General features: G+C 72.2%; 15 protein-coding genes. 11 read left to right on the top strand and 4 right to left on the bottom strand.

Going from position 1 to position 19,739, the window contains the following annotated elements; translation table 11 throughout:
• Positions 1-10 precede the first annotated feature (10 nt).
• From tatC to ABZX22_RS08535, 4 genes are all read left to right on the top strand, one after another.
• The gene (tatC, locus tag ABZX22_RS08550; RefSeq protein ID WP_354906966.1) at positions 11-844 is read left to right on the top strand and encodes a twin-arginine translocase subunit TatC; all 834 of its coding nucleotides are present in this window, start codon (positions 11-13) and stop codon (positions 842-844) included.
• A 3-nt stretch (positions 845-847) separates the two neighbouring features.
• Positions 848-1,708: a YegS/Rv2252/BmrU family lipid kinase gene (locus tag ABZX22_RS08545; protein ID WP_354906965.1), complete on the top strand. Its 861-nt coding sequence runs from the start codon at positions 848-850 to the stop codon at positions 1,706-1,708.
• Between the two features lie 586 nt (positions 1,709-2,294).
• On the top strand, positions 2,295-5,024 hold the full coding sequence (locus tag ABZX22_RS08540; RefSeq protein WP_354906964.1) for a DEAD/DEAH box helicase: 2,730 nt from the start codon (positions 2,295-2,297) through the stop codon (positions 5,022-5,024).
• 646 nt (positions 5,025-5,670) lie between these two features.
• Entirely contained in the window at positions 5,671-5,841 is a 171-nt protein-coding gene (locus tag ABZX22_RS08535) for a hypothetical protein (RefSeq protein ID WP_354906963.1), read from the top strand.
• Between the two features lie 363 nt (positions 5,842-6,204).
• On the opposite strand, the gene ABZX22_RS08530 is transcribed toward ABZX22_RS08535, so the two are convergent.
• On the bottom strand, positions 6,205-7,632 hold the full coding sequence (locus ABZX22_RS08530) for an RNB domain-containing ribonuclease (protein WP_354906962.1): 1,428 nt from the start codon (positions 7,630-7,632) through the stop codon (positions 6,205-6,207).
• A 117-nt stretch (positions 7,633-7,749) separates the two neighbouring features.
• On the opposite strand from ABZX22_RS08530, the gene ABZX22_RS08525 reads away from it, so the two are divergent.
• Together ABZX22_RS08525 and ABZX22_RS08520 are read left to right on the top strand one after the other, a co-directional pair.
• A complete protein-coding gene (locus tag ABZX22_RS08525; RefSeq protein ID WP_354906961.1) occupies positions 7,750-8,766 on the top strand; it encodes a LacI family DNA-binding transcriptional regulator in 1,017 nt (338 codons plus the stop codon).
• Positions 8,767-9,071: 305 nt separating this feature from the next.
• Positions 9,072-9,446: a DUF5335 family protein gene (locus ABZX22_RS08520; RefSeq protein ID WP_354906960.1), complete on the top strand. Its 375-nt coding sequence runs from the start codon at positions 9,072-9,074 to the stop codon at positions 9,444-9,446.
• 850 nt (positions 9,447-10,296) lie between these two features.
• On the opposite strand, the gene ABZX22_RS08515 is transcribed toward ABZX22_RS08520, so the two are convergent.
• Entirely contained in the window at positions 10,297-11,190 is an 894-nt protein-coding gene (locus tag ABZX22_RS08515) for a 5'-3' exonuclease H3TH domain-containing protein (RefSeq protein ID WP_354907170.1), read from the bottom strand.
• Between the two features lie 103 nt (positions 11,191-11,293).
• Between ABZX22_RS08515 and ABZX22_RS08510 the strand changes: the two genes are divergently transcribed.
• On the top strand, positions 11,294-12,403 hold the full coding sequence (locus ABZX22_RS08510; RefSeq protein WP_354906959.1) for a Xaa-Pro peptidase family protein: 1,110 nt from the start codon (positions 11,294-11,296) through the stop codon (positions 12,401-12,403).
• Positions 12,404-12,660: 257 nt separating this feature from the next.
• Positions 12,661-13,815, top strand: a complete 1,155-nt coding sequence (locus tag ABZX22_RS08505; RefSeq protein WP_354906958.1) for an acyl-CoA dehydrogenase family protein — start codon at positions 12,661-12,663, stop codon at positions 13,813-13,815.
• On the opposite strand, the gene ABZX22_RS08500 is transcribed toward ABZX22_RS08505, so the two are convergent.
• On the bottom strand, positions 13,793-14,344 hold the full coding sequence (locus tag ABZX22_RS08500) for a DUF4291 domain-containing protein (protein ID WP_354906957.1): 552 nt from the start codon (positions 14,342-14,344) through the stop codon (positions 13,793-13,795). The two genes, ABZX22_RS08505 and ABZX22_RS08500, sit on opposite strands and share 23 nt — an antisense overlap.
• Positions 14,345-14,400: 56 nt before the next feature.
• On the opposite strand from ABZX22_RS08500, the gene ABZX22_RS08495 reads away from it, so the two are divergent.
• From ABZX22_RS08495 to recQ, 3 genes are all read left to right on the top strand, one after another.
• On the top strand, positions 14,401-15,240 hold the full coding sequence (locus ABZX22_RS08495) for a class I SAM-dependent methyltransferase (protein WP_354906956.1): 840 nt from the start codon (positions 14,401-14,403) through the stop codon (positions 15,238-15,240).
• Complete coding sequence (locus ABZX22_RS08490; protein ID WP_354906955.1) at positions 15,237-15,365, top strand: hypothetical protein; 129 nt, start codon at positions 15,237-15,239, stop codon at positions 15,363-15,365. The genes ABZX22_RS08495 and ABZX22_RS08490 overlap by 4 nt, the downstream gene beginning before the upstream one ends.
• A gap of 278 nt (positions 15,366-15,643) precedes the next feature.
• Positions 15,644-17,476 (top strand): DNA helicase RecQ, encoded by a 1,833-nt coding sequence (gene recQ, locus ABZX22_RS08485; protein ID WP_354906954.1) that lies wholly within the window; start codon positions 15,644-15,646, stop codon positions 17,474-17,476.
• A gap of 198 nt (positions 17,477-17,674) precedes the next feature.
• On the opposite strand, the gene ABZX22_RS08480 is transcribed toward recQ, so the two are convergent.
• A complete protein-coding gene (locus ABZX22_RS08480) occupies positions 17,675-18,694 on the bottom strand; it encodes a polyprenyl synthetase family protein (RefSeq protein WP_354906953.1) in 1,020 nt (339 codons plus the stop codon).
• Positions 18,695-19,739 lie beyond the last annotated feature (1,045 nt).

The following is a 19,739-nucleotide window of genomic DNA, read 5'->3' as shown; positions in this document are numbered from 1 at the left end:
GGACCGCTGAATGGTGCTGTTCAAACGGCCCAACAAGACCGCCGTCGACGATGAGGGGCGCATGCCTCTCATGGAGCATCTGCGCGAGCTGCGCAACCGGCTCGTCATCGCGCTGCTCGCGCTGGTCGTCGGTGTGGTCATCGGGTTCTTCCTGTTCGACCCGGTCTGGGCCTTCATCAAGGAACCGTTCTGCGACACGGCCGCGGCCCAGCAACTGCGCCCTGGACACTGCACGCTGACCACCGGCGGCATCTTCCAGTCCTTCTTCACCACGCTGAAGGTCGCGGCGATGGTGGGCATCCTGGTGTCCTCGCCCGTCTGGCTCTACCAGATCTGGGCCTTCGTCACTCCCGCGCTCTACCGCAACGAGAAGCGCTACAGCGTGGCGTTCCTGTCCTTGGCGATCCCGCTGTTCCTCGGCGGTGCCGCGCTCGCCTACGTGATCATGGACACCAGCCTGGCCATCCTGCTGGGCTTCATGCCGAGCGACACCGTCGCCACCATCCAGATCAACGAGTACCTCGACTACGTGCTCATCATGCTGGTGATCTTCGGGGTGTCGTTCGAGCTGCCGCTGCTGCTGGTCTTCCTCAACATCATCGGGGTGCTGTCGCACGCCACGGTCAAGAAGCACCGCCGTACGGTGGTGTTCCTCATGTTCGTCTTCGGCGCCGTGATCACGCCCGGCGGCGATCCGCTGACCATGATGGCCCTGGCCGCGCCGATGGTGGTGCTCTACTTCCTCGCCGAGGGGTTCATCTTCCTGAGGGAACGGCGCCGGCCGCAGGACCCGGACGCGCTGCTGTCGGACGACGAGGCCGCGCCGCTGAACCTGGACGACTGACGGGTGGATCTCGCCCTCTTAGTGAATCCCGCCGCCCGGGGCGGCAGGACGCTGCGCCTGCTGGAGCCTCTGGTGCGCAGGCTGCGCACGGGCGGCGCGGACGTGAGCGTGATCGTCGGCACCGGCCCCGCCGACGCCCTGGAGCGCGCCTGTACGGCGGTCGCCGAACGTCCTGACGCGCTGGTCGCCTTCGGCGGCGACGGCCTGGTCCACCTGGCGGTGCAGGCGGTGGCCGGCAGCGACGTGCCGCTGGGCATCATCCCGGCCGGGACCGGCAACGACTTCGCCGCCGCGCTCGGCCTCACCCGCCGCGACCCCGTCAGGGCGATCCTGCGCGGCCGTACCCGAACGGTCGACGCCGCCCTCGTCGGGCCCGACGAGTGGTTCGCCAGCGTGGTGTGCTGCGGCTTCGACTCCAGGGTCAACGAACGCGCCAACGCCCTCACCTGGCCGCCCGGCATGGCCAAGTACCTGGTGGCGGCCGTGGGCGAGCTGCGCTCGTTCCGCCCGATCCCGTTCCGGCTCACCCTCGACGGCGAGGTGGTCGAGCAGGAGGCGATGCTGGTGGCCGTGGGCAACACCGCCTCCTACGGTGCCGGCATGCGCATCTGCCCGGCGGCCGAACCCGACGACGGCCTGCTCGACGTGACGATCCTGGGCGCCGTGGGCAAGGGCGCGTTCGTGCGCTCCTTCGCCGGCGTCTACCGCGGCAGCCATGCCGGTCATCCGGCCGTCACCATGCTGAGGGCGCGCAGCGTCACGCTGGAGGCGCCCGACGTGGTCGCCTACGCCGACGGCGAGCGTGTCGGCTCGCTGCCGCTGACCTGCGCTGTCGCGCCGGGAGCGCTGCGCGTCCTGATGTGAGTAGTGGGGCGCGGCTGGGTTGTGCTGCCGGAAGCAGCCCTGCTGGCACCGTAGAACGTGTCCTGACCAGGCAGGTAGCAGGTGGCAGGCGCGGCGCGGCGCCTGGCTGGGTTGATGCCTCTTGTCGCGAACCGGCCGCCGACGACATGATCAACGCTTCGACCAGACCAGGAATCGGTACAGCAGCGGTTGGGCGCCCTCGGACACCGGCGGCCGGGCGGCTTCGACGACGGGCGGGTTCGCGCCGCACGTCGGCGGGTGGGCGCCGAGCACCACGGGCAGGCCGCCGGTGAGATCTCACTGTGAGATCTCATGCGGTCGCGGGGGCCGGTACGGCGCTGCACGAGCCGCCGGCGAACTGGCCGGGGGTGCTGGAGGCGCCGATCCTCAAGACGATCGGCCTGTGATCTTGCTGGTAAAGGCGCTCGCCCGGGTGTCCGACGCCGCGACGGACCCCGGGCTCAGCACTGGACACCGGCACACCCGACCCGGCGCCCGCTCCTGAGGAGAGCGGCGGCCATCCTGGGGGAGATCCGGGCTCGACGTCCGGGCCTGACCGGAATGGCGGTTTCGGTAGGCTGGCGGTATGACAACGCCAGCGGAACGCTACGCGGCCTTCCGTGAAAAGCACGGGGACGACGGTGCCGCACTCAGGTCGTTTCGGGGGCATTACGAGTTCGAGCTGGACGCCTTCCAGCTCGACGCGTGCCGGGCGCTGGAGGCGGGAGACGGCGTCCTGGTGGCGGCCCCGACGGGCTCGGGCAAGACGGTCGTCGGCGAGTTCGCCGTCCATCTGGCCCTGGACCAGGGCCAGAAGTGCTTCTACACCACCCCCATCAAGGCGCTGTCCAACCAGAAGTACAACGACCTGGTCAAGCGCTACGGCACCGCCAAGGTCGGCCTGCTGACGGGCGACAACAGCGTCAACGGCGACGCGCCGATCGTGGTCATGACCACCGAGGTGCTGCGCAACATGCTCTACGCGGGCTCGGCCACGCTCGCGGGCCTGGGCTTCGTGGTCATGGACGAGGTCCACTACCTGGCCGACCGCTTCCGCGGCGCGGTGTGGGAAGAGGTCATCATCCACCTGCCCGAGTCGGTCAGGCTGGCGGCGCTGTCGGCGACGGTCAGCAACGCCGAGGAGTTCGGCCAGTGGCTGGGCGAGGTGCGCGGCGACACCACTGTGATCGTCGACGAGCACCGCCCGGTGCCCCTGTGGCAGCACATGATGGTCGGTCACCGGGTCTACGACCTGTTCTCCACCGACGACGGCGACAACCTCATGCGGATCAACCCCACGCTGATGCGGCTGACCCGCGACGAGGAGCGGCTGGCCGGCGGCAGGGGCAGGCGCGGGTACGGCAGGCCGCCGCGCTTCCGCCCGCCCGACCGGGCCTCGATCATCGACAAGCTCGACTCCGAGGGCCTGCTGCCGGCGATCACGTTCATCTTCTCCCGCGCGGGCTGCGACGCGGCCGTCATGCAGTGCCTCTACGCCGGCATCAGGCTCACCACCGAGCGCGAGAGCCACGAGATCCGCCAGATCGTCGACGAGCGCACCGCCCACCTGCCCGACGAGGATCTGGCGGTCCTGGGCTTCCTGGAGTGGCGCGACTGCCTGGAGCGGGGCCTGGCCGCCCACCACGCGGGCATGCTGCCGGCCTTCAAGGAGGTCGTGGAGGAGCTGTTCACCCGCGGCCTGGTCAAGGCGGTCTTCGCCACCGAGACCCTCGCGCTCGGCATCAACATGCCCGCCCGCAGCGTGGTGATCGAGAAGCTCGACAAGTGGAACGGCGAGACCCACGCCGACCTCACCCCCGGCGAGTACACCCAGCTCACCGGACGCGCGGGGCGGCGCGGCATCGACGTCGAGGGCCACGCGGTCGTGGTGTGGCAGCCCGGCATGGACCCGATCTCGGTCGCCGGCCTGGCCGGCACCCGCACCTACCCGCTGCGCTCCAGCTTCCAGCCCTCCTACAACATGGCCGTCAACCTGGTCGGCCAGTTCGGCCGCGAGCGCGCCAAGACCCTGCTGGAGGCCTCGTTCGCGCAGTTCCAGGCCGACCGGGCGGTCGTCGGGATCGCCAAGCAGCTGCGCAAGCACGAGGAGGCGCTGGAGGGCTACCAGGAGGCGATGCACTGCCACCTGGGCGACTTCGCCGAGTACGCCGAACTGCGCCGCCGCCTGTCCGACCGCGAGACCGAGCTGTCCAAGGAGCGCGGCGCCGCCCGCAGGGCCGCCGCGGTGCGCTCGCTGGAGGCGCTGAAGCCGGGCGACGTCATCCGCGTGCCCGGCGGGCGCCGGGCCGGTCTGGCCATCGTCCTCGATCCCGGCCTCAACCCGCGCGGCCACGGGCCCAACCCGCTCGTGCTCACGATCGGCAAGCAGGTCAAGAAGCTCGACCCGGCCGACTTCCCGGTGCCGGTCGAGCCGGTGGAGAAGATCCGCATCCCGCGCAACTTCAACGCCCGCGCGCCCAAGGAACGCGCCAACCTCGTCTCGTCACTGATGGCCAAGATGGGCGACCGCGACCTCGGCAAGCCCGCGCGCGCCCGCGACCACGCCGTCGAGGACGAGGAGATCACCGAGCTGCGGCGACTGATCCGCCAGCACCCCTGCCACGGCTGCGCCGACAGGGAGGAGCACGCCCGCTGGGCCGAGCGCTACTACAAGCTGCTGCGCGAGACCGAGGGGCTGCGCCGCCGGGTCGAGGGCCGCTCGCACGTCATCTCGCGCACCTTCGACCGGATCTGCGCGGTGCTGGAACAGCTCGGCTACCTCGAGGGCGAGACGGTCACCGGCGAGGGCCGCCGCCTGGGCCGCCTCTACACCGAGCTCGACCTGCTCACCGCGGAATGCCTGCGGTCCGGGCTGTGGGAGGAGCTCGACCCGGCGGAGCTGGCCGCGTGCGTGTCCGCGCTGGTGTTCGAGTCGCGGGCGGCCGACGACGCCCGGCGCCCGAAGATCCCCGCGGGCAAGGCACAGGACGCGCTGACGGCGATGATCAGGCTGTGGGGCGAGCTGGAGGGCATCGAGCAGGACAACGGGCTGTCGATCATCCGCGAGCCCGACCTGGGGTTCGCGTGGGCGGCCTTCCGCTGGACCAAGGGCCACAGCCTCGACGCGGTGCTGGCCGACGGCGTCAACGGCAACGAGCTGGCGGCCGGCGACTTCGTGCGCTGGATCAAGCAGCTGATGGACCTGCTCGGGCAGCTGGGCAACGCCGCCGCGCCCGGCAGCAAGGTCAAGCAGACCGCGATCAAGGCGATCGACGCGATGCGCCGCGGCGTCGTGGCCTATTCGTCGCTGTCCTGAGCCGGCCCGCGGCTGCCTCCCGTCCCGTACGGCAGGCAGCCGCCACCTGGCTCCTCGGCCTTTCGGCCGCCCGGCTCCTCGGCCTTTCGGCCGCCCGGCTCCTCGGCCTTCCGGCCACCTGGCTCCTCGGCCTTTCGGCCGCCTGGACGGACGACCAGATCGCCGGCCCGGGAGCGGCACGAACGGGCCTGAGTGGGCATGGGACGGCACCGTGTCCCGGCCCGAACCCGCCCGCTCGGATCCGGCCCTCCTGAACGGGCCTGGGGCGTGTGCCGTGGCGGCACGAGCATGGACGACTCGCGCGGTGGGGGAGGGGCGTGGCGTCCTGAGCCGCAGGGCGTGTCCGGGAGAGGGCTGTGAGGGCGCCGGCCAGAGGGCTGCAGCGATCGTCCGACGAGCCTGACGTGACGGCGGCCCGCCGGAGTCCTGCTGGAGTACGCGTGAAGGACGGGCGGTCACCGGTGACCCCGGTGGCCTCGGCCCGGCGTGCCGTACGGGGGGGGAGAAGAAGGACGGACAGGGCGGCTGACCGGGCGGTCAAGGTGACGTGGTCGTAGGTTCACCTAAGGTCACCTTGGCGCCAGTTTTCCGGGTGATCACAGCGGAAATCCCCATGTCGGAAGGTCTCCCCCGCCTGGAGGTTGGGATGTTCGCTCTCATCGCTGCCCTGCTGTTCGTGCTCGCCCTGGTCTTCGAGATCGCCGGAGTGGCGGTCGGCGGTGTGATCACCGTCGCCACCCTCGGCACCGCCGGCCTGCTGTGCGTCGCCCTGCACCTCATGGGTATCGGCGCGGGCTGGAGCCCACTCAAGAAGTGAGCCACCGGTAGCACCTGATCGGGCCGCGCGCGTGATCCCCCCGCTCCGCGCGCGGCTCTCGCTCGTTCCTGGGATCCCGCGGAGGGGCGGTGCGGCCGTCGACGGGCTCTGGGCGGAAGCGGGTTCGGCGTGTGCCGGGCGGGACCTGGCGGGCCTTGAATCAGGCGGGATGGACGCGGCCGGGGGTGAGCGAGGATGAAGCGGATCATGGAGTCAGCGAGGGCGCGGGTCGGGGGTCAGCGGGGGCGACGCGAGTTCCGGGGGTCAGCGGGTGACGCGGGTCGGGGGCAGTGAGAGTCACGCGGCGCCGGGGTCGGGTGGGATGCGAGGGGGCCGGGTCAGGCGGGTGACGTGGCGGCGGGGTCAGGCGAGGGTGAAGCGGACCTCGCGGGTGCCGGGGTCGGCCTGGGTGAGGCGGACCCGTACCGGTTGGCCGAGCGGCATCGGGGTGCCGTCGCAGCGGGCGATGACGGCCGGGTCGGTCAGCTGAACCAGCCCGCCGGGGCGGCGTTCGTCGACGTCGATGACGACCGCGTCGAAGCTGTGCCCGATCCTGTCGCGCAGCACGAACGCCTCCACCAGGTCGACCGAGGCCCGCTCGACCGCGCCGGCCCTGCGTCCGGTGACGGACATGATCTCGGGCAGGCCGCCCAGCGCCGCCTGGATGTCGTCCGGCACGGGCTCGCCAGCGGCGATCGCCAGGCACACCTCGGTCGCGTAGCGGTCGACCAGGCGCCGCAGCGGCGCCGTGACGTGCGCGTACGGCGCGGCCACCGCCGCGTGCCCGGCCTGCGAGGGCGGTTCCCCGTCGAAGGCGACGTAGCCGGAGCCGCGCAGCAGCACCTTCGACTCGTTGAGGAAGGCGGCGTGGGCGGGGACCTTCGGGTCGAGGCCGTGCACGACCTGGCCGTAGGTGGCGCCCTCGGGCCACGGCACGCCGAGCGCGAGGGCGGCCCTGCGGACCGTGGCCAGGTCGCCGGACCGCGGCGGCGGCAGCACGCGCAGCACGCCGATCTCCGCGTCCAGCATCATCGAGGCCGCGGCCATGCCGGTGAGCAGGGAGATCTGCGCGTTCCACGCCTCCGAGGGCCGCGGCACCCGGTACTCCAGGCGGTAGCCGCTGTCGGCGGTGACGATCTCCTGTTCGGGTGTGGGGAGCGTGACGCCGCCGCGGGCCCGTTCCAGCTCCAGCCGCAGGCGGCCGACCTCGGCCAGCAGCTTCAGCGTGCCGTCGGCGGTGCCGGTGTCGACGGCGGCCTGCACGTAGTCGTAGTCGAGCCGTTCGCGGCTGCGCACCAGGGCGCGCTGCACGTCCACGCCGACGGTGCGGCCCTCGGCGTCGAGGTCGATCCGCCACACGGCGGCGGGCCTGGTCACGCCGGGCAGCAGGCTGGCCGCGCCCTCCGAGAGCACCTGCGGGTGCAGCGGCACCTTGCCGTCGGGCAGGTAGACCGTCTCGCCGCGCAGGCGGGCCTCGGCGTCGAGGGCACCGCCGGTCCTGACGAAGGCGCCGACGTCGGCGATGGCGTACCACACGCGGTAGCCGGGGCCCGGTGCCTCGATGAGCACGGCCTGGTCCAGGTCCATGGAGCCCGGCGGGTCGATGGTGACGAACGGCAGGTGTGTGAGGTCCTGACGGGTCGCGGCCGCGGGGTCGGCGGCCACGCGCTCGGCCTCCTCCAGCGCCGCCGGGGGGAACTCCTCCGGCAGCCGGATCTCGCGCCTGATCCGCTCGAACCCGTCCACGAGCCGTGGGTGGACATCTCCGGACACTCGGATGTTCGTGCTCACCTGATCAACTTATCCCTTTGCCGGGATCCGCCGGACGTCGCCCGGTTAGGGCTAAACCGTTCCAGAGCTTGACGACGTTTCTCCCGCTAGACTCCGTGCCCGAGAGGAAGGGGAGCCGTGGGGCGACCGACGATTGCCGACATCGCCCGCAGGGTCGGGGTGTCCAAGGGCGCCGTCTCCTTCGCGCTCAACGGCAGGCCCGGCGTGAGCGAGGAGACCAGGGCGCGCATCCTGCGGGTGGCCGAGGAGATGAACTGGCGCCCGCACAGCGCCGCCAGGGCGCTCGGCGGGGCGCGGGCCGAGGCCGCGGGCCTGGTCATCGCGCGACCCGCCAGGACCATCGGGGTGGAGCCCTTCTTCGCCCACCTGCTGTCGGGCCTGCAGGCGGGGCTCTCGGCGGGCGCGGTGGCGCTGCACCTGCTGGTCGTGGAGGACACCGCGGCCGAGATCGAGGTCTACCGGCGCTGGGCCTCCGAGGGACGCGTCGACGGGTTCATCCTGGTCGACCTGCAGGTGCGCGACCCGCGCCTGGAGGTGCTCGACGAACTGGGTGTGCCGGCCGTGGTGCTCGGCGGTCCCGGCCCGCACGGCGGGCTGTCGTGCGTGTGGGCCGACGACAGGGAGGCGATGCTGTCGATCGCCGACTACCTGGCCGCGCTCGGGCACTCCAGGATCGCCCACGTGTCCGGCCTGCCTTCCTTCCGGCACACCCAGCGCCGGGTCAGGGCGCTGCGTGACGCTGCGCGCCGGCTCGACCTGGAGGTCGTCTCCATGCCGACCGACTTCAGCGACGCGCAGGGGGCGGCGGCCACCAGAGCCCTGCTGTCGCGGCGCGAGCGGCCGACGGCCATCGTCTACGACAGCGACGTCATGGCGGTGGCGGGGCTGGGCGTCGCGGCGGAGATGCGCGTGTCCGTGCCTGGCGAGGTCTCCATCGTGGCCTTCGACGACTCGGTGCTGGCCCAGATCGTGCATCCCGCGCTCACGGCGCTCTCGCGCGACACGTTCGCGCTGGGCGAGCAGGTGGCGCGGACGCTGCTGGAGACGATCGCCGATCCCGCCGCCCCGCTGAACGTCAAGACGCCGACACCCCGGCTGACCGTGCGGGAGAGCACGGCGGCCCGAAATGGCTAAATCGGTTTACCCTCAACCGGTCATACAAGGAGCGGTCGGCCGTCGGTGCCCGACGACGTGCTCTCGAGCCAGGGCCGATGATCGCATCACGCCAGGGCCCCCAGGCCGCGCGGCATGCGCCGGTTCCGGAGGCAGATCGTGCCGTTGACCTTGTCGAAGCTGATCGACCGGTGGCCGCCGCGTTCACGGGAGCGGGCCGGCGGGATGTCGATCGAGGTTCCCTACCCGATCGGGTGATGTGCGCGGGCGGGGGTCCGGCCAGCATGGGAGGCGATCGCGGAACCCCGTCGGAAGGGAGCCGTCAGATGACCCAGCAGCGACCCGAGGTGCCGCGCGACGAATGGCACTCCTTCATGGACAACCTGACCAGGCAGTACGAAGGCTCGGACGTGACCATCGAGGTGCTGAGCGAATCGTTCGGCGACCTCCTGCAGGCCGAGCGGCTGCCGCTCGCCTACCTGGAGTACGACGACAAGGACGACATCTTCTCCGTCGGGGTGGGCGGACGCGACGGACGGAACCCGGTGGTCCTCCGGCACGGCATCAAGCGGCCCCGGAAGATCCTCGCCGCGACCCTGGGACCGGACACGCCCCGCGCCTTCGACATCGTGGACGCGGAGGGCACCCAGACGATCATCACGCTCCACCGGTCAGCCGGGCACAGCCAGTCGGCCCCGTGACCTCGGCCGGCGCGATCCCCGTCCCCGATCGGGTCCCGCGGCGAAGCCCTTTCCAAGGTCCGGCACGACGCCTCCGGCCGGCGGGCCGCCCTCCGGCCGACGCCGGGATGGCCGCGGCCCCGCATCCCGACGGCGCGACCCGCGGCCCATGCTTGGTGGGTACGGCGGGCGCGCGCCCGTTCCCGGCGTCGGCCGGCCTGGCCCCGGGTACGGCAAGCGGTCTGCCCGGCGCTGGCGCGGCAGGTGGTTCGCCCGGGCCCGGCATGGTGAGCGGCCGGTCCCGAGTCCCTGGTGCGACAGGTTGCCCGCCTTCCGGGCATGGTGAGCGGCCCGCCCTGTCCCGCGCGGCGGGCCCCGGTACGGCAGGCGGCGCGCCTGGCCCGCGCCCGCACGTTCCCGTGGCGGGGCGCCGGATCCGCCGCCATGGCCGCACGTTCACGTGCGCGTGGCCCGGCGGCCTTCCCCGAAACGCCGGGCACCGACAGTAGCCCTGTTCGCCCGGATGGGCCCGGCGGCTTCTTCCGGTGTCGGGATGTCGCGATCCTCCGGGCGGGGGCTTGGCACGGCCCTTGCGTGCCGGGACGTCCCCTGCGGGTCCGGCGGCCCCATGGGTGGTGCTGGCGGGGCTCCGGGGGCCTCTTGGGGTGTGCGTCCCCAGGGCTTCCTGGGGTGGGCGTTGGCGGGATCCGGAGGTGTCCCGGGGTGCGCGTTGGTGAGATCCCGGAGACGTCCTGGGGTGTGCGTTGGTGGGGCCCCGGGGTCTTCTTGGGGTGTGCGTCAGTGGGATCCCGGGAGTCTCTTGGGTGTGCGTCAGTGGGATCCCAGCGACGATGTCCGGTGTCGAGGTGGGTCAGCGGGACAGGGCGTCCAGGAGGCGGTTCAGGGGCGAGTCGAGGCCGTAGCGGTCGGCCAGCCGTACCAGCGCCTCGGGGTCACGCGGCTTGGCGGGCAGCGCGAGGTCGGTCTCGGGCAGCGGCGCGGTGTGGGCGACCTCGACCACGGTGGGGGCGACGCCGAGGTAGTCGCGGGCGGCGGCCAGCTTGGTGCGGCAGCCGGCGGGGAACCCGTCGGTCTGGCCGGCGTCGAGGGCGGCCAGCATCGCCTCCAGCGAGCCGAACCGGGTGATGAGCGAGGCGGCGGTCTTCTCGCCGACCCCGGCGACACCCGGCAGGCCGTCGCTGGGGTCGCCGCGCAGCGTGGCGAAGTCGGCGTAGCCGCGGCCGGGGATGCCGTACTTGGCGGCGACGAACGCCTCGTCCACCACCTGCAGGTTGCGCACGCCCCTGGCGGTGTAGAGGACGCGCACCGGGCGGGAGTCGTCGACGAGCTGGAACAGGTCGCGGTCGCCCGTCACGATGTCGACCGCGCCGCCCGCCTGATGGGTGAGGGTGCCGATGACGTCGTCGGCCTCGAAGCCCGCCGACTCGAGCCTGGCGATGCCGACCGCGTCGAGCACCTGCTCGATGACGGGGATCTGCGGCACCAGCGTGTCGGGCACCTCCTCGGCGTCGCCGGAGGCGACCCGGTGCGCCTTGTAGGAGGGGATGGCCGCCACCCTGAAAGCGGGCCGCCAGTCGGCGTCCATGGTGGCGGCCAGTTCGGTGGGCGCGTGCGTGCGGACCAGGGTGGCGATCATGTCGATGAGTCCGCGCACGGCGTTGACGGGCATGCCGTCGGGCGCCGTCATCGACTCCGGGATGCCGTAGAAGGCCCTGAAGTAGAGCGACGGGGTGTCGAGAAGCATCAGCACGGGTCCTATGGTCGCACTCTCCGCGGCCTCGCGGGTGGGTGGCGGGCGCGTGATGTGGGCGCTTCCGGCGGAATGCGACGAGAGTAGATTGGCCCCTGTGACGTCCCAAGACCTTTATCCCGTGTCCCGCCTCGCCGCCGCCCAGGAGGCCACCGCCAAGGCGGGCCTCGGCGCTCTGCTGCTCACGCCCGGCCCTGACCTGCGGTACGTGAGCGGATACGAGGCGCTGCCGCTGGAACGGCTGACCTGCCTGGTGGTGCCCGCGAGCGGCGAGCCGTTCATGATGGTGCCGCGCCTGGAGCTGCCCGCGGCGCAGGCCTCGCCCGCCTCGCGGCTCGGGCTCGACTTCGTGGCGTGGGACGAGACCGACGACCCTTATGCCGTCGTCGCCGCGCGCCTCGGCCAGGTCGCCAAGGTGGGGCTGGCCGACCGTATGTGGGCGATGGCCTCGCTGCGTTTCCGTGCCGCCATGCCGTCCACCGAGCAGGTGCTGGCCGGCACCGTGCTGCGCGAGCTGCGGATGCGCAAGTCGGCGGCCGAGGTCGCGGCGCTGCGGGAGGCAGGGGAGGCGATCGACGCCGTCCACCGGCAGGTGCCGCAGTTCCTCAAGGCGGGCCGTACCGAACGCGAGGTCGCCAAGGACATCCACGACGCGATCCTGGCCGCGGGCCACTCCAGCGTCGACTTCGTCATCGTCGCCTCCGGCCCCAACGGCGCCAGCCCGCACCACGACGTCTCCGACCGGGTCATCCAGGCGGGAGAGCCGGTGGTGGTCGACATCGGCGGCCAGCTGCACAACGGCTACTGCTCCGACTCCACCCGCACCTACTGCGTGGGCGAGCCGCCCGCCGACTTCGCCGCCTACTACGAGGTGCTGCGCCAGGCGCAGGAGGCGGCCTGCGCGGCGGTACGGCCCGGCGTCACCTGCGAGTCGATCGACGCGGCGGCCAGGTCGGTGATCGCCGAGGCCGGTTACGGCGAGTACTTCATCCACCGGACCGGGCACGGCATCGGCATCGAGACGCACGAGGAGCCGTACATCGTCTCGGGCAACACCGAGCCGATGGAGCCGGGGTTCGCCTTTTCCGTCGAGCCGGGCATCTACCTGCAGGGGCGGCACGGCGCGCGGATCGAGGACATCGTCGTGTGCACGGAGGACGGCGGCGCGCGGCTCAACAACACCACGCGCGAGCTGGTGATCGTCTAGCGGCGCCCCCGTGGCGGGCTCGGTCGCCGCGCGGCGTCAGCCCGTGTCCGGTCCGCCCGCGCGGCGTCAGCCCGTGTCCGGTCCGCCCGCGCGGCGTCAGCCCGTGTCCGGTCCGCCCGCGCGGCGTCAGCCCGTGTCCGGTCCGCCTGCGGGCGGTCGGGTCTGCGGGCGGTCGGGCCCGTGCGGCGGCCGGGGCCGGTGGCGATGACAGAATCGGGGGATCGGAGACCCCGAGCCCATCACTGGAGCGTGTCGCGATGACCGTTGAGCGTGCCCTGCCCACCCCCGAGGCGCACGACCTGATCGACCTGACCCGAGACCTGATCGCCAAGGAGATCGCGCCCCGCGCGGCGGCCGACGAGTCGGCAGGGCGTTTCCCGCGCGAGGTGTTCACCACTCTTGGCGCGACGGGGCTGCTCGGCCTGCCCTACCCGGCCGAGTACGGCGGCGGCGAGCAGCCGTACGAGGTCTACCTGCAGGTGGTCGAGGAGCTGGCGGCCGGATGGCTGGCCGTCGGCCTCGGTGTGTCGGTGCACACGCTGTCGTGCTTCCCCGTGGCCTCCTTCGGCACGCCGGAGCAGCGCGAGGAGCTGCTGCCCGACATGGTCGGCGGCGAGTTGCTCGGCGCCTACTGCCTGTCGGAGCCCGCCTCGGGCTCCGACGCCGCCGCGCTGACCACCCGCGCGGTACCGGGCCCCGACGGCTACACCGTCGACGGCGTCAAGGCGTGGATCACCCATGGCGGCGTCGCCGACTTCTACATGCTCATGGCCCGCACCGGCGACACGGGGGCCCGCGGCATCTCGTGCCTGCGCGTGCCGTCCGGGCTGGAGGGGCTGTCCTACGGCCCGCCCGAGCACAAGATGGGCATGCGTTCCTCGCCGACCGCGCAGGTTCGGTTCGACGGCGTGCAGCTGCCGCCGTCCGCGCTGGTCGGCGCGGAGGGCGAGGGCTTCCGCATCGCCATGGGCGCCCTCGACGGCGGACGGCTCGGCATCGCGGCGTGCGCGGTCGGGCTGGCCCAGGCCGCCTTCGACGCCGCCACCGCCTACGCGGGCGAGCGGCGCCAGTTCGGCTCGCGGATCATCGACTTCCAGGGCGTCGGCTTCATGCTGGCCGACATGGCCACGCAGATCGCCGCGGCTCGCGCGCTCTACCTGGAGGCCGCGCGGCTGCGTGACGCGGGCCGGCCGTACGGGACGAAGGCGGCGATGGCCAAGCTGTTCGCCACCGACGTGTGCATGAAGGTCACCACGGACGCGGTGCAGGTGTTCGGCGGCTACGGCTACGTCGAGGACTTCCCGGTCGAGCGCTACATGCGCGAGGCGAAGGTCCTGCAGATCGTGGAGGGCACCAACCAGATCCAGCGCCTGGTCATCAGCCGCTCCCTCACTCCTGAGTCGCGCCGATGATCCTCGCCAGCTCCGAGGGCACCGGGTAGGGCCGCTCGGCCGGCAGCAGCCCGCTCACGTCGCGGCCTGCGCGCACCTCGGCGTGCAGGCCGCGGACCCGCTCGGTCAGGTCGGTGATCGACAGCGTCCACTCGCCGACGTAGCGGTCGACCGCCTCGCCCGACAGGCCGATCTGGATCGACCGGTACGGCAGCGCATTGTGGCGCGGGTCGCGCTCGGGGTCCCACTGGATCCGCACCGGCATGTCCCTCCGGTCGGACAGGCAGGAATGCGCCAGCGCCCACTCGAACCCCTCGCGGGTGAGCTCGATCGCCAGGACGTGGCGCTGGCCGTCCTTGGTGGCGTAGCCGCTGCGGTACATCATCCACAAGAACGACGGCTTGATCCAGGTCATCCGTCCGCGCTTGAACGGCGGGACGAACCGCTGCGCCGCCACCGCGGGAACGGCGACGGGCGGGTCGTAGGCCTGGTAGACGGTGATCGACTCCTCTGTGTAAACGGCACGTATTTGCCGGTAGGGGACTTTCATGGCGATCAGCATGTCGAACCCGCACATTTCCCAGCAACGGGATTACCGTCCCAAGCATGGAGCAGCGCGCGAAGATCACGCTCACCGGGACCCCGGAGACCTTGCTCGCCACGCTGTACAGCCGGGCCCTCGACGCCCGTTCGCGCGATCCCGTCCTGGGTGACGAGCACGCCGTCGCCGCCGTGCGCCGCATCGACTACGACTTCCGCAGGACCGGCATCAACGCCGTGACCGCGACGGGCGTCGCGCTGCGCGCCAAGCTGCTCGACGACTGGCTGACCGCGTTCCTGGCCGACCACGAAGAGGCGACGGTCCTGCACCTGGCGTGCGGGCTCGACACCAGGGCCCGCCGCCTCGCCAGGCCGGCCACGGTCAGGTGGTTCGACGTCGACCTTCCCGAGGTGATCGAGCTGCGCGAACGCCTGCTGCCGCCGCCCGGCGGCGACTACACGCAGCTCGCGGCGTCGGTGACGGAGCAGGAGTGGCTGGAGCGGGTGCCCGCGGACCGGCCCGCCGTCGCGGTGTTCGAGGGGCTGGCGATGTACCTGCGGGAGGAGGACGGCCGGCGGCTCATCGAGCGGATCACCGGGCGCTTCCCGTCGGGCGAACTGCTGTTCGACGTCTACGGCACGATGGGGATCAGGATGCAGAAGCTGGTGCCCGCCGTACGGAGGACCGGGGCGCGCATGTACTGGGGGGTGGACGACCCCCGCGTCATCGAGAGCTGGCACGACGGGCTGGTTTGCGTGGACGCGGTGCGCAGCGTGGACATGCCGGGGCTGGAGCGGCTGCCGCTGCTGTCGGGCAGGCTGCCGCTGTGGGTGCTGGCGCGCATCCCCCGGCTGCGGGATGTCGGGCGGATCCTGCGCTTCCGTTACGAAGGGAATGCGGGATGACCGTCGAGCTGCGTCGGGCCGTGCCCGGAGACTACGGGCGGATCGCCGCCGTGGTCGACGACTGGTGGGGGCGGCAGGTCCTGCCGCTGCTGCGCTGGCCCGCGCGGACGGCAGGAGGAGGGTGAAGGCGGTCACCTCCCCGGGCAACGCCGCGTCCATCGCCTTCCACCGGCGCATGGGCTTCACCGCCGCCGGGCCCGTCACCGGGCTATGACGGCCCCGGCATCGACCTGGTGGTGTTCGAGCGCGCGCTCTGACACGAACCATGCATGGTGACCGCGCGCAGGCGGGGCCCGGTGGGGTGAGCGGGTGCGGCCGTGCTCCGGGTCCGCTTGGAGCGCCAGGTGTGGCGCCCCTTCCTCCGGCGGACGTTTTCGTCGGCGACCTCTCCTAGAGTGGCTCGGTGACTTCCCCCGAGCACGGTCCCCAGGCAACCGACGTGCTGCGGCGCGTCTTCGGCTACGACTCCTTCCGGGAGGGGCAGCAGGAGATCATCGACCACGTCGTCGCGGGCGGCGACGCGCTGGTCCTGATGCCGACAGGCGGCGGCAAATCGCTGTGCTACCAGATCCCCGCGCTGGTACGGCAGGGCACCGGCGTGGTCGTCTCCCCGCTGATCGCGCTCATGCAGGACCAGGTCGACGCGCTCACCACGGCGGGCGTCAGGGCGGGCTTCCTCAACTCCACCCAGGAGCCGGACGAGCGGGCCGCGGTCGAGGCGGCGTTCGTGGCGGGCGAGCTCGACCTGCTCTACCTCGCGCCCGAGCGGTTGCGCTCCGAGCAGACGCTGCGGCTGCTGGCCAGGGGGTCGGTCTCGCTGTTCGCCATCGACGAGGCCCACTGCGTGGCGCAGTGGGGTCACGACTTCAGACCCGACTACCTCACCCTGTCCACGCTGCACGAGCGCTGGCCTGACGTGCCGCGCATCGCGCTGACCGCGACCGCCACCCCTGAGACGCACAAGGAGATCACCGCCCGGCTGGGCCTGGAGCGGGCGCGCCACTTCGTGGCCAGCTTCGACCGCCCCAACATCCAGTACCGGATCGAGCCGAAGAACGAGCCGAAACGGCAGTTGCTGAAGCTGATCCGGGCCGAGCACGAGGGCGAGTCCGGCATCGTCTACTGCCTCTCGCGCGCCTCGGTCGAGAAGATCGCCGCGTTCCTGCAGGAGAACGGCGTGAGCGCGCTGCCGTACCACGCGGGGCTGGACGCCCGCACGCGCGCCGCGCACCAGGCGCGCTTCCTCAGGGAAGACGGCATGATCATGGTGGCGACCATCGCCTTCGGCATGGGCATCGACAAGCCCGACGTGCGCTTCGTCGCCCATCTCGACCTGCCCAAGTCCGTGGAGGGCTACTACCAGGAGACCGGCAGGGCCGGCCGTGACGGGCAGCCCGCCACGGCCTGGCTGGCCTACGGCCTGCAGGACGTCGTGCAGCAACGCCGCATGATCGACACCTCGGAGGGCGACGACGCCCACCGGCGGCGGCAGTCGGCGCACCTCGACGCCATGCTGGCCCTGTGCGAGACGGCCGAGTGCCGCAGGGCGCGCCTGCTGGCCTACTTCGGGCAGGACGGCGCGCCGTGCGGCAACTGCGACACCTGCCTGAACCCGCCCGAGACCTGGGACGGCACGGTCGCGGCCCAGAAACTGCTGTCGACCGTGGTACGGCTGCGCCGCGAACGAAACCAGCGTTTCGGGGCCGGCCAGCTGATCGACATCCTGCTCGGCAGGAAGACCGACAAGGTGCTGCAGTTCGACCACGCCTCCCTGTCCGTCTTCGGCATCGGCACCGAGCTGAGCGAGACGCAGTGGCGCGGGGTGGTGCGGCAGTTGCTGGCCCTCGGAATGCTGGCCGTCGAGGGTGACTACGGCACGCTGGTCCTCGCCGACGCCGCCGCGCCGGTCCTGCGCGGCGAGCGGCAGGTGATGCTGCGGAACGACCCGGTGGCCAGGAAGGCTGACCGCGCGGCCAAGCAGGCCCGCCAGAGCGCCGCGGCCGAACTGCCCGCCGAGGCGCAGCCGCTGTACGAGTTGCTGCGGGCCTGGCGCGGGGCGACGGCCAAGGAGCAGGGCGTGCCCGCCTACGTCATCTTCCACGACGCCACGCTCCGCGAGATCGCCGCCGGCCGCCCGGGGACGATGGCGGAACTGGCGGGGGTCTCGGGGGTGGGGGAGAGCAAGCTGGCCAAGTACGGCGAGCAGGTACTTGCTGTCCTGACCGGAGACGAGTGACCCCGCGCCGGCCGTGCTCGCGCTGGAGATGGGCTCGCGCTGGAGACGGGCTCGCGCTGGAGATGGGCTCGCGCTGGAGACGAGCTCGCGCTGGAGACGAGCCTGCCGGGGAGCGGGTGGGCCTCGCTCGGGAAGGGGCCCTGGGCCTACCTGACCGGCGGGCCGCCTGACGTGCGCGTCACGCGGCCCGGTGCGGGATCAGTGGGTGCGGTCGAGCAGGGAGGTGCACACGGCGCGCAGTTCCGTGGCCGAGGGGAAGGCGCGGTCGAGGATGTCGAGCGCCCGCGAGGCGTGGTCGGCGGCCATGGTGAGGGTCGTCGTCCGGCCGCCCGCCGCGTCGATGAGGTCGGCGGCCAGCCGTATCGTGTCCTCGTCGTCGGCGCCGCAGGCCAGCAGCGCCGACAGTTCGCGGCCCGCGGTGGAGTCCGAGGCGAGCGCGGCCAGCACGGGCAGTGTCTTCTTCCTGCGCCGCAGGTCGCCGAAGACGGGTTTGCCGGTGTGCGCGGGGTCGCCCCAGATGCCGAGCACGTCGTCCACCATCTGGAAGGCCAGGCCCAGCTCGAGGCCCATGTCGTGCATCCGCCGGGCCATCGGCTCGGGCGCGCCCGCGAGGGTGACGCCGAGAGCGGCGGCGCAGGCCAGCAGCGAGCCCGTCTTGTCGGCGGCCATGCCCGTGTACTCGGCCACGCTCACCGCGTCCTGGCCGGTCCACGGTCGTTCCTCGAAGGCCATGTCGTGCGTCTGCCCGTGCACCAGCCGTACCAGGGCCGCCGACAGCCATTCCGTGGTGGCGGCGGCGTGCGGGCCGGTCGCCACCGCCCTGATCGCCAGGGCCAGTAGCGCGTCACCGGCCAGGATGGCGGGGCCCACGCCGTAGGCCTTCCACACGGCCGGCTTGTGCCTGCGGCGCTCGTCGCTGTCGATGATGTCGTCATGGACGAGCGAGAAGGCGTGCACGAGCTCCACGGCGACGGCGCCCGGCACGGCGGTCTCCAACGTGCCGCCCGCGGCCTGCGCGCACAGCATCGCCAAGGCGGGTCGCAGCCCCTTGCCCGCGTCGCCGCGGATGGGTGTGCCGTCGATGTCGGACCAGCCCAGGGAGAAGGCGGCCATCCGCTCGCCCCACGGGTGCAGGTCGGCCACCGCCGCGCGCATGGCGGGTTCCAGCAGCTCCCGGCAGCGGGCGAGAATCTCGGCAGGAAGGGCGTACTCAGCCATGGATCCTCCGATGCACCGGCAGGAGGCCATCAATCGCCATGAAACTCCAACCTCCATAAGTAACGGCAGTCATGCGATACTCCGCGCGAACAATCATGAAGTATGCGAAGTGGGCGGAAAACGTCGACTGGCCGCCCGGACCTCGAGGGCTCGTCGCCCCTTGCCGGACGTGGAGGTCGAAACCATCACTGGGCGGATCTTCGCGGTGGATATCTCTGGGTTTGTGCCAGCTTATGGCACCCCGTTCACCTTTGGCCTCGCCGCCCCCGAGGAGGGGATCTCTCGGGGCGGTTCGCGCGATGTGCGAGCTCTTCCGATTGGTCGGGCGTGCGGCCGGCCGGGGGTGACGAACTCGTAGGGCAGGGCCGACCGTGCCCGCCATGCCTCGCTCGCGTTGCATGGCCGACGCTGCTGGGCCGACCGGGGCGACCTTGCCGGCCGGGCGGGGCCGATGCTGCCGGGCCCGATGACGTAGGCGCCGCTGTCGGGGGTCGAGAGCGTCTCGGGGTCGGGTGGGACTGGTCGAGGGTGGTCGGCGTCTCGGGCCGGGCGGGCTGAGGGTGGGACGGGGTCTCGGGTCCGGTGGACTGGTCGAGGGTGGGCCGCTCGGCTCGGGTGGGGCACGTGCGGGTGGGCTGGCCGACGGGTTGGGCGGGCTGACGGTGGGTGGTGTCGCGGTTCGAGTGGGGCGGGCTGAGGGTGGGGCGGTGTCCCGGGTCGAGTGGGACCGGCTGAAGGTAGGGGTGCCCCGGCTCTGCTGGGCAGGCCCGAACGCTTCGGGGCGGGATGGCCGAGCATCATGGCCGCTGCCGGCGCCGGGACCACCGGGGAGAGCGCCGGCGGCGATGCGTCCCGGATGGTCCCGCAACGGTAAGTGGCACGATCGTCGCCGGGCACAGCCGCCGAACCAGGGACGTGCGAGAGAGACCGCTTCCGGTGCTCCTGGGGAGGGGGCGACCCGAGGGGTGGCGTGCTGATACGATCTTGATTTGGTGCGCTACTAAATACCATTAAATGCGGTAATTGAGACTTTTACAGATTGTTG

The sequence above is a fragment of the Nonomuraea sp. NPDC003804 genome (assembly GCF_040610675.1).
Lineage (GTDB): Bacteria > Actinomycetota > Actinomycetes > Streptosporangiales > Streptosporangiaceae > Nonomuraea.
The sequence above is the reverse complement of the archived record's forward strand: the minus strand, read 5'-3'. Positions and strand labels throughout refer to the sequence as shown.

Coding starts and splice junctions, on each gene's coding strand:
- ABZX22_RS08515 (WP_354907170.1), bottom strand. CDS start 11,190: ATGCTTCTCGACACCCCGTCGCTCTACTTCAGGGCCTTCTACGGCATC.
- tatC (WP_354906966.1), top strand. CDS start 11: ATGGTGCTGTTCAAACGGCCCAACAAGACCGCCGTCGACGATGAGGGG.
- ABZX22_RS08535 (WP_354906963.1), top strand. CDS start 5,671: ATGTTCGCTCTCATCGCTGCCCTGCTGTTCGTGCTCGCCCTGGTCTTC.
- ABZX22_RS08520 (WP_354906960.1), top strand. CDS start 9,072: ATGACCCAGCAGCGACCCGAGGTGCCGCGCGACGAATGGCACTCCTTC.
- ABZX22_RS08505 (WP_354906958.1), top strand. CDS start 12,661: ATGACCGTTGAGCGTGCCCTGCCCACCCCCGAGGCGCACGACCTGATC.
- ABZX22_RS08480 (WP_354906953.1), bottom strand. CDS start 18,694: ATGGCTGAGTACGCCCTTCCTGCCGAGATTCTCGCCCGCTGCCGGGAG.
- ABZX22_RS08540 (WP_354906964.1), top strand. CDS start 2,295: ATGACAACGCCAGCGGAACGCTACGCGGCCTTCCGTGAAAAGCACGGG.
- ABZX22_RS08500 (WP_354906957.1), bottom strand. CDS start 14,344: ATGAAAGTCCCCTACCGGCAAATACGTGCCGTTTACACAGAGGAGTCG.
- ABZX22_RS08495 (WP_354906956.1), top strand. CDS start 14,401: ATGGAGCAGCGCGCGAAGATCACGCTCACCGGGACCCCGGAGACCTTG.
- ABZX22_RS08490 (WP_354906955.1), top strand. CDS start 15,237: ATGACCGTCGAGCTGCGTCGGGCCGTGCCCGGAGACTACGGGCGGATC.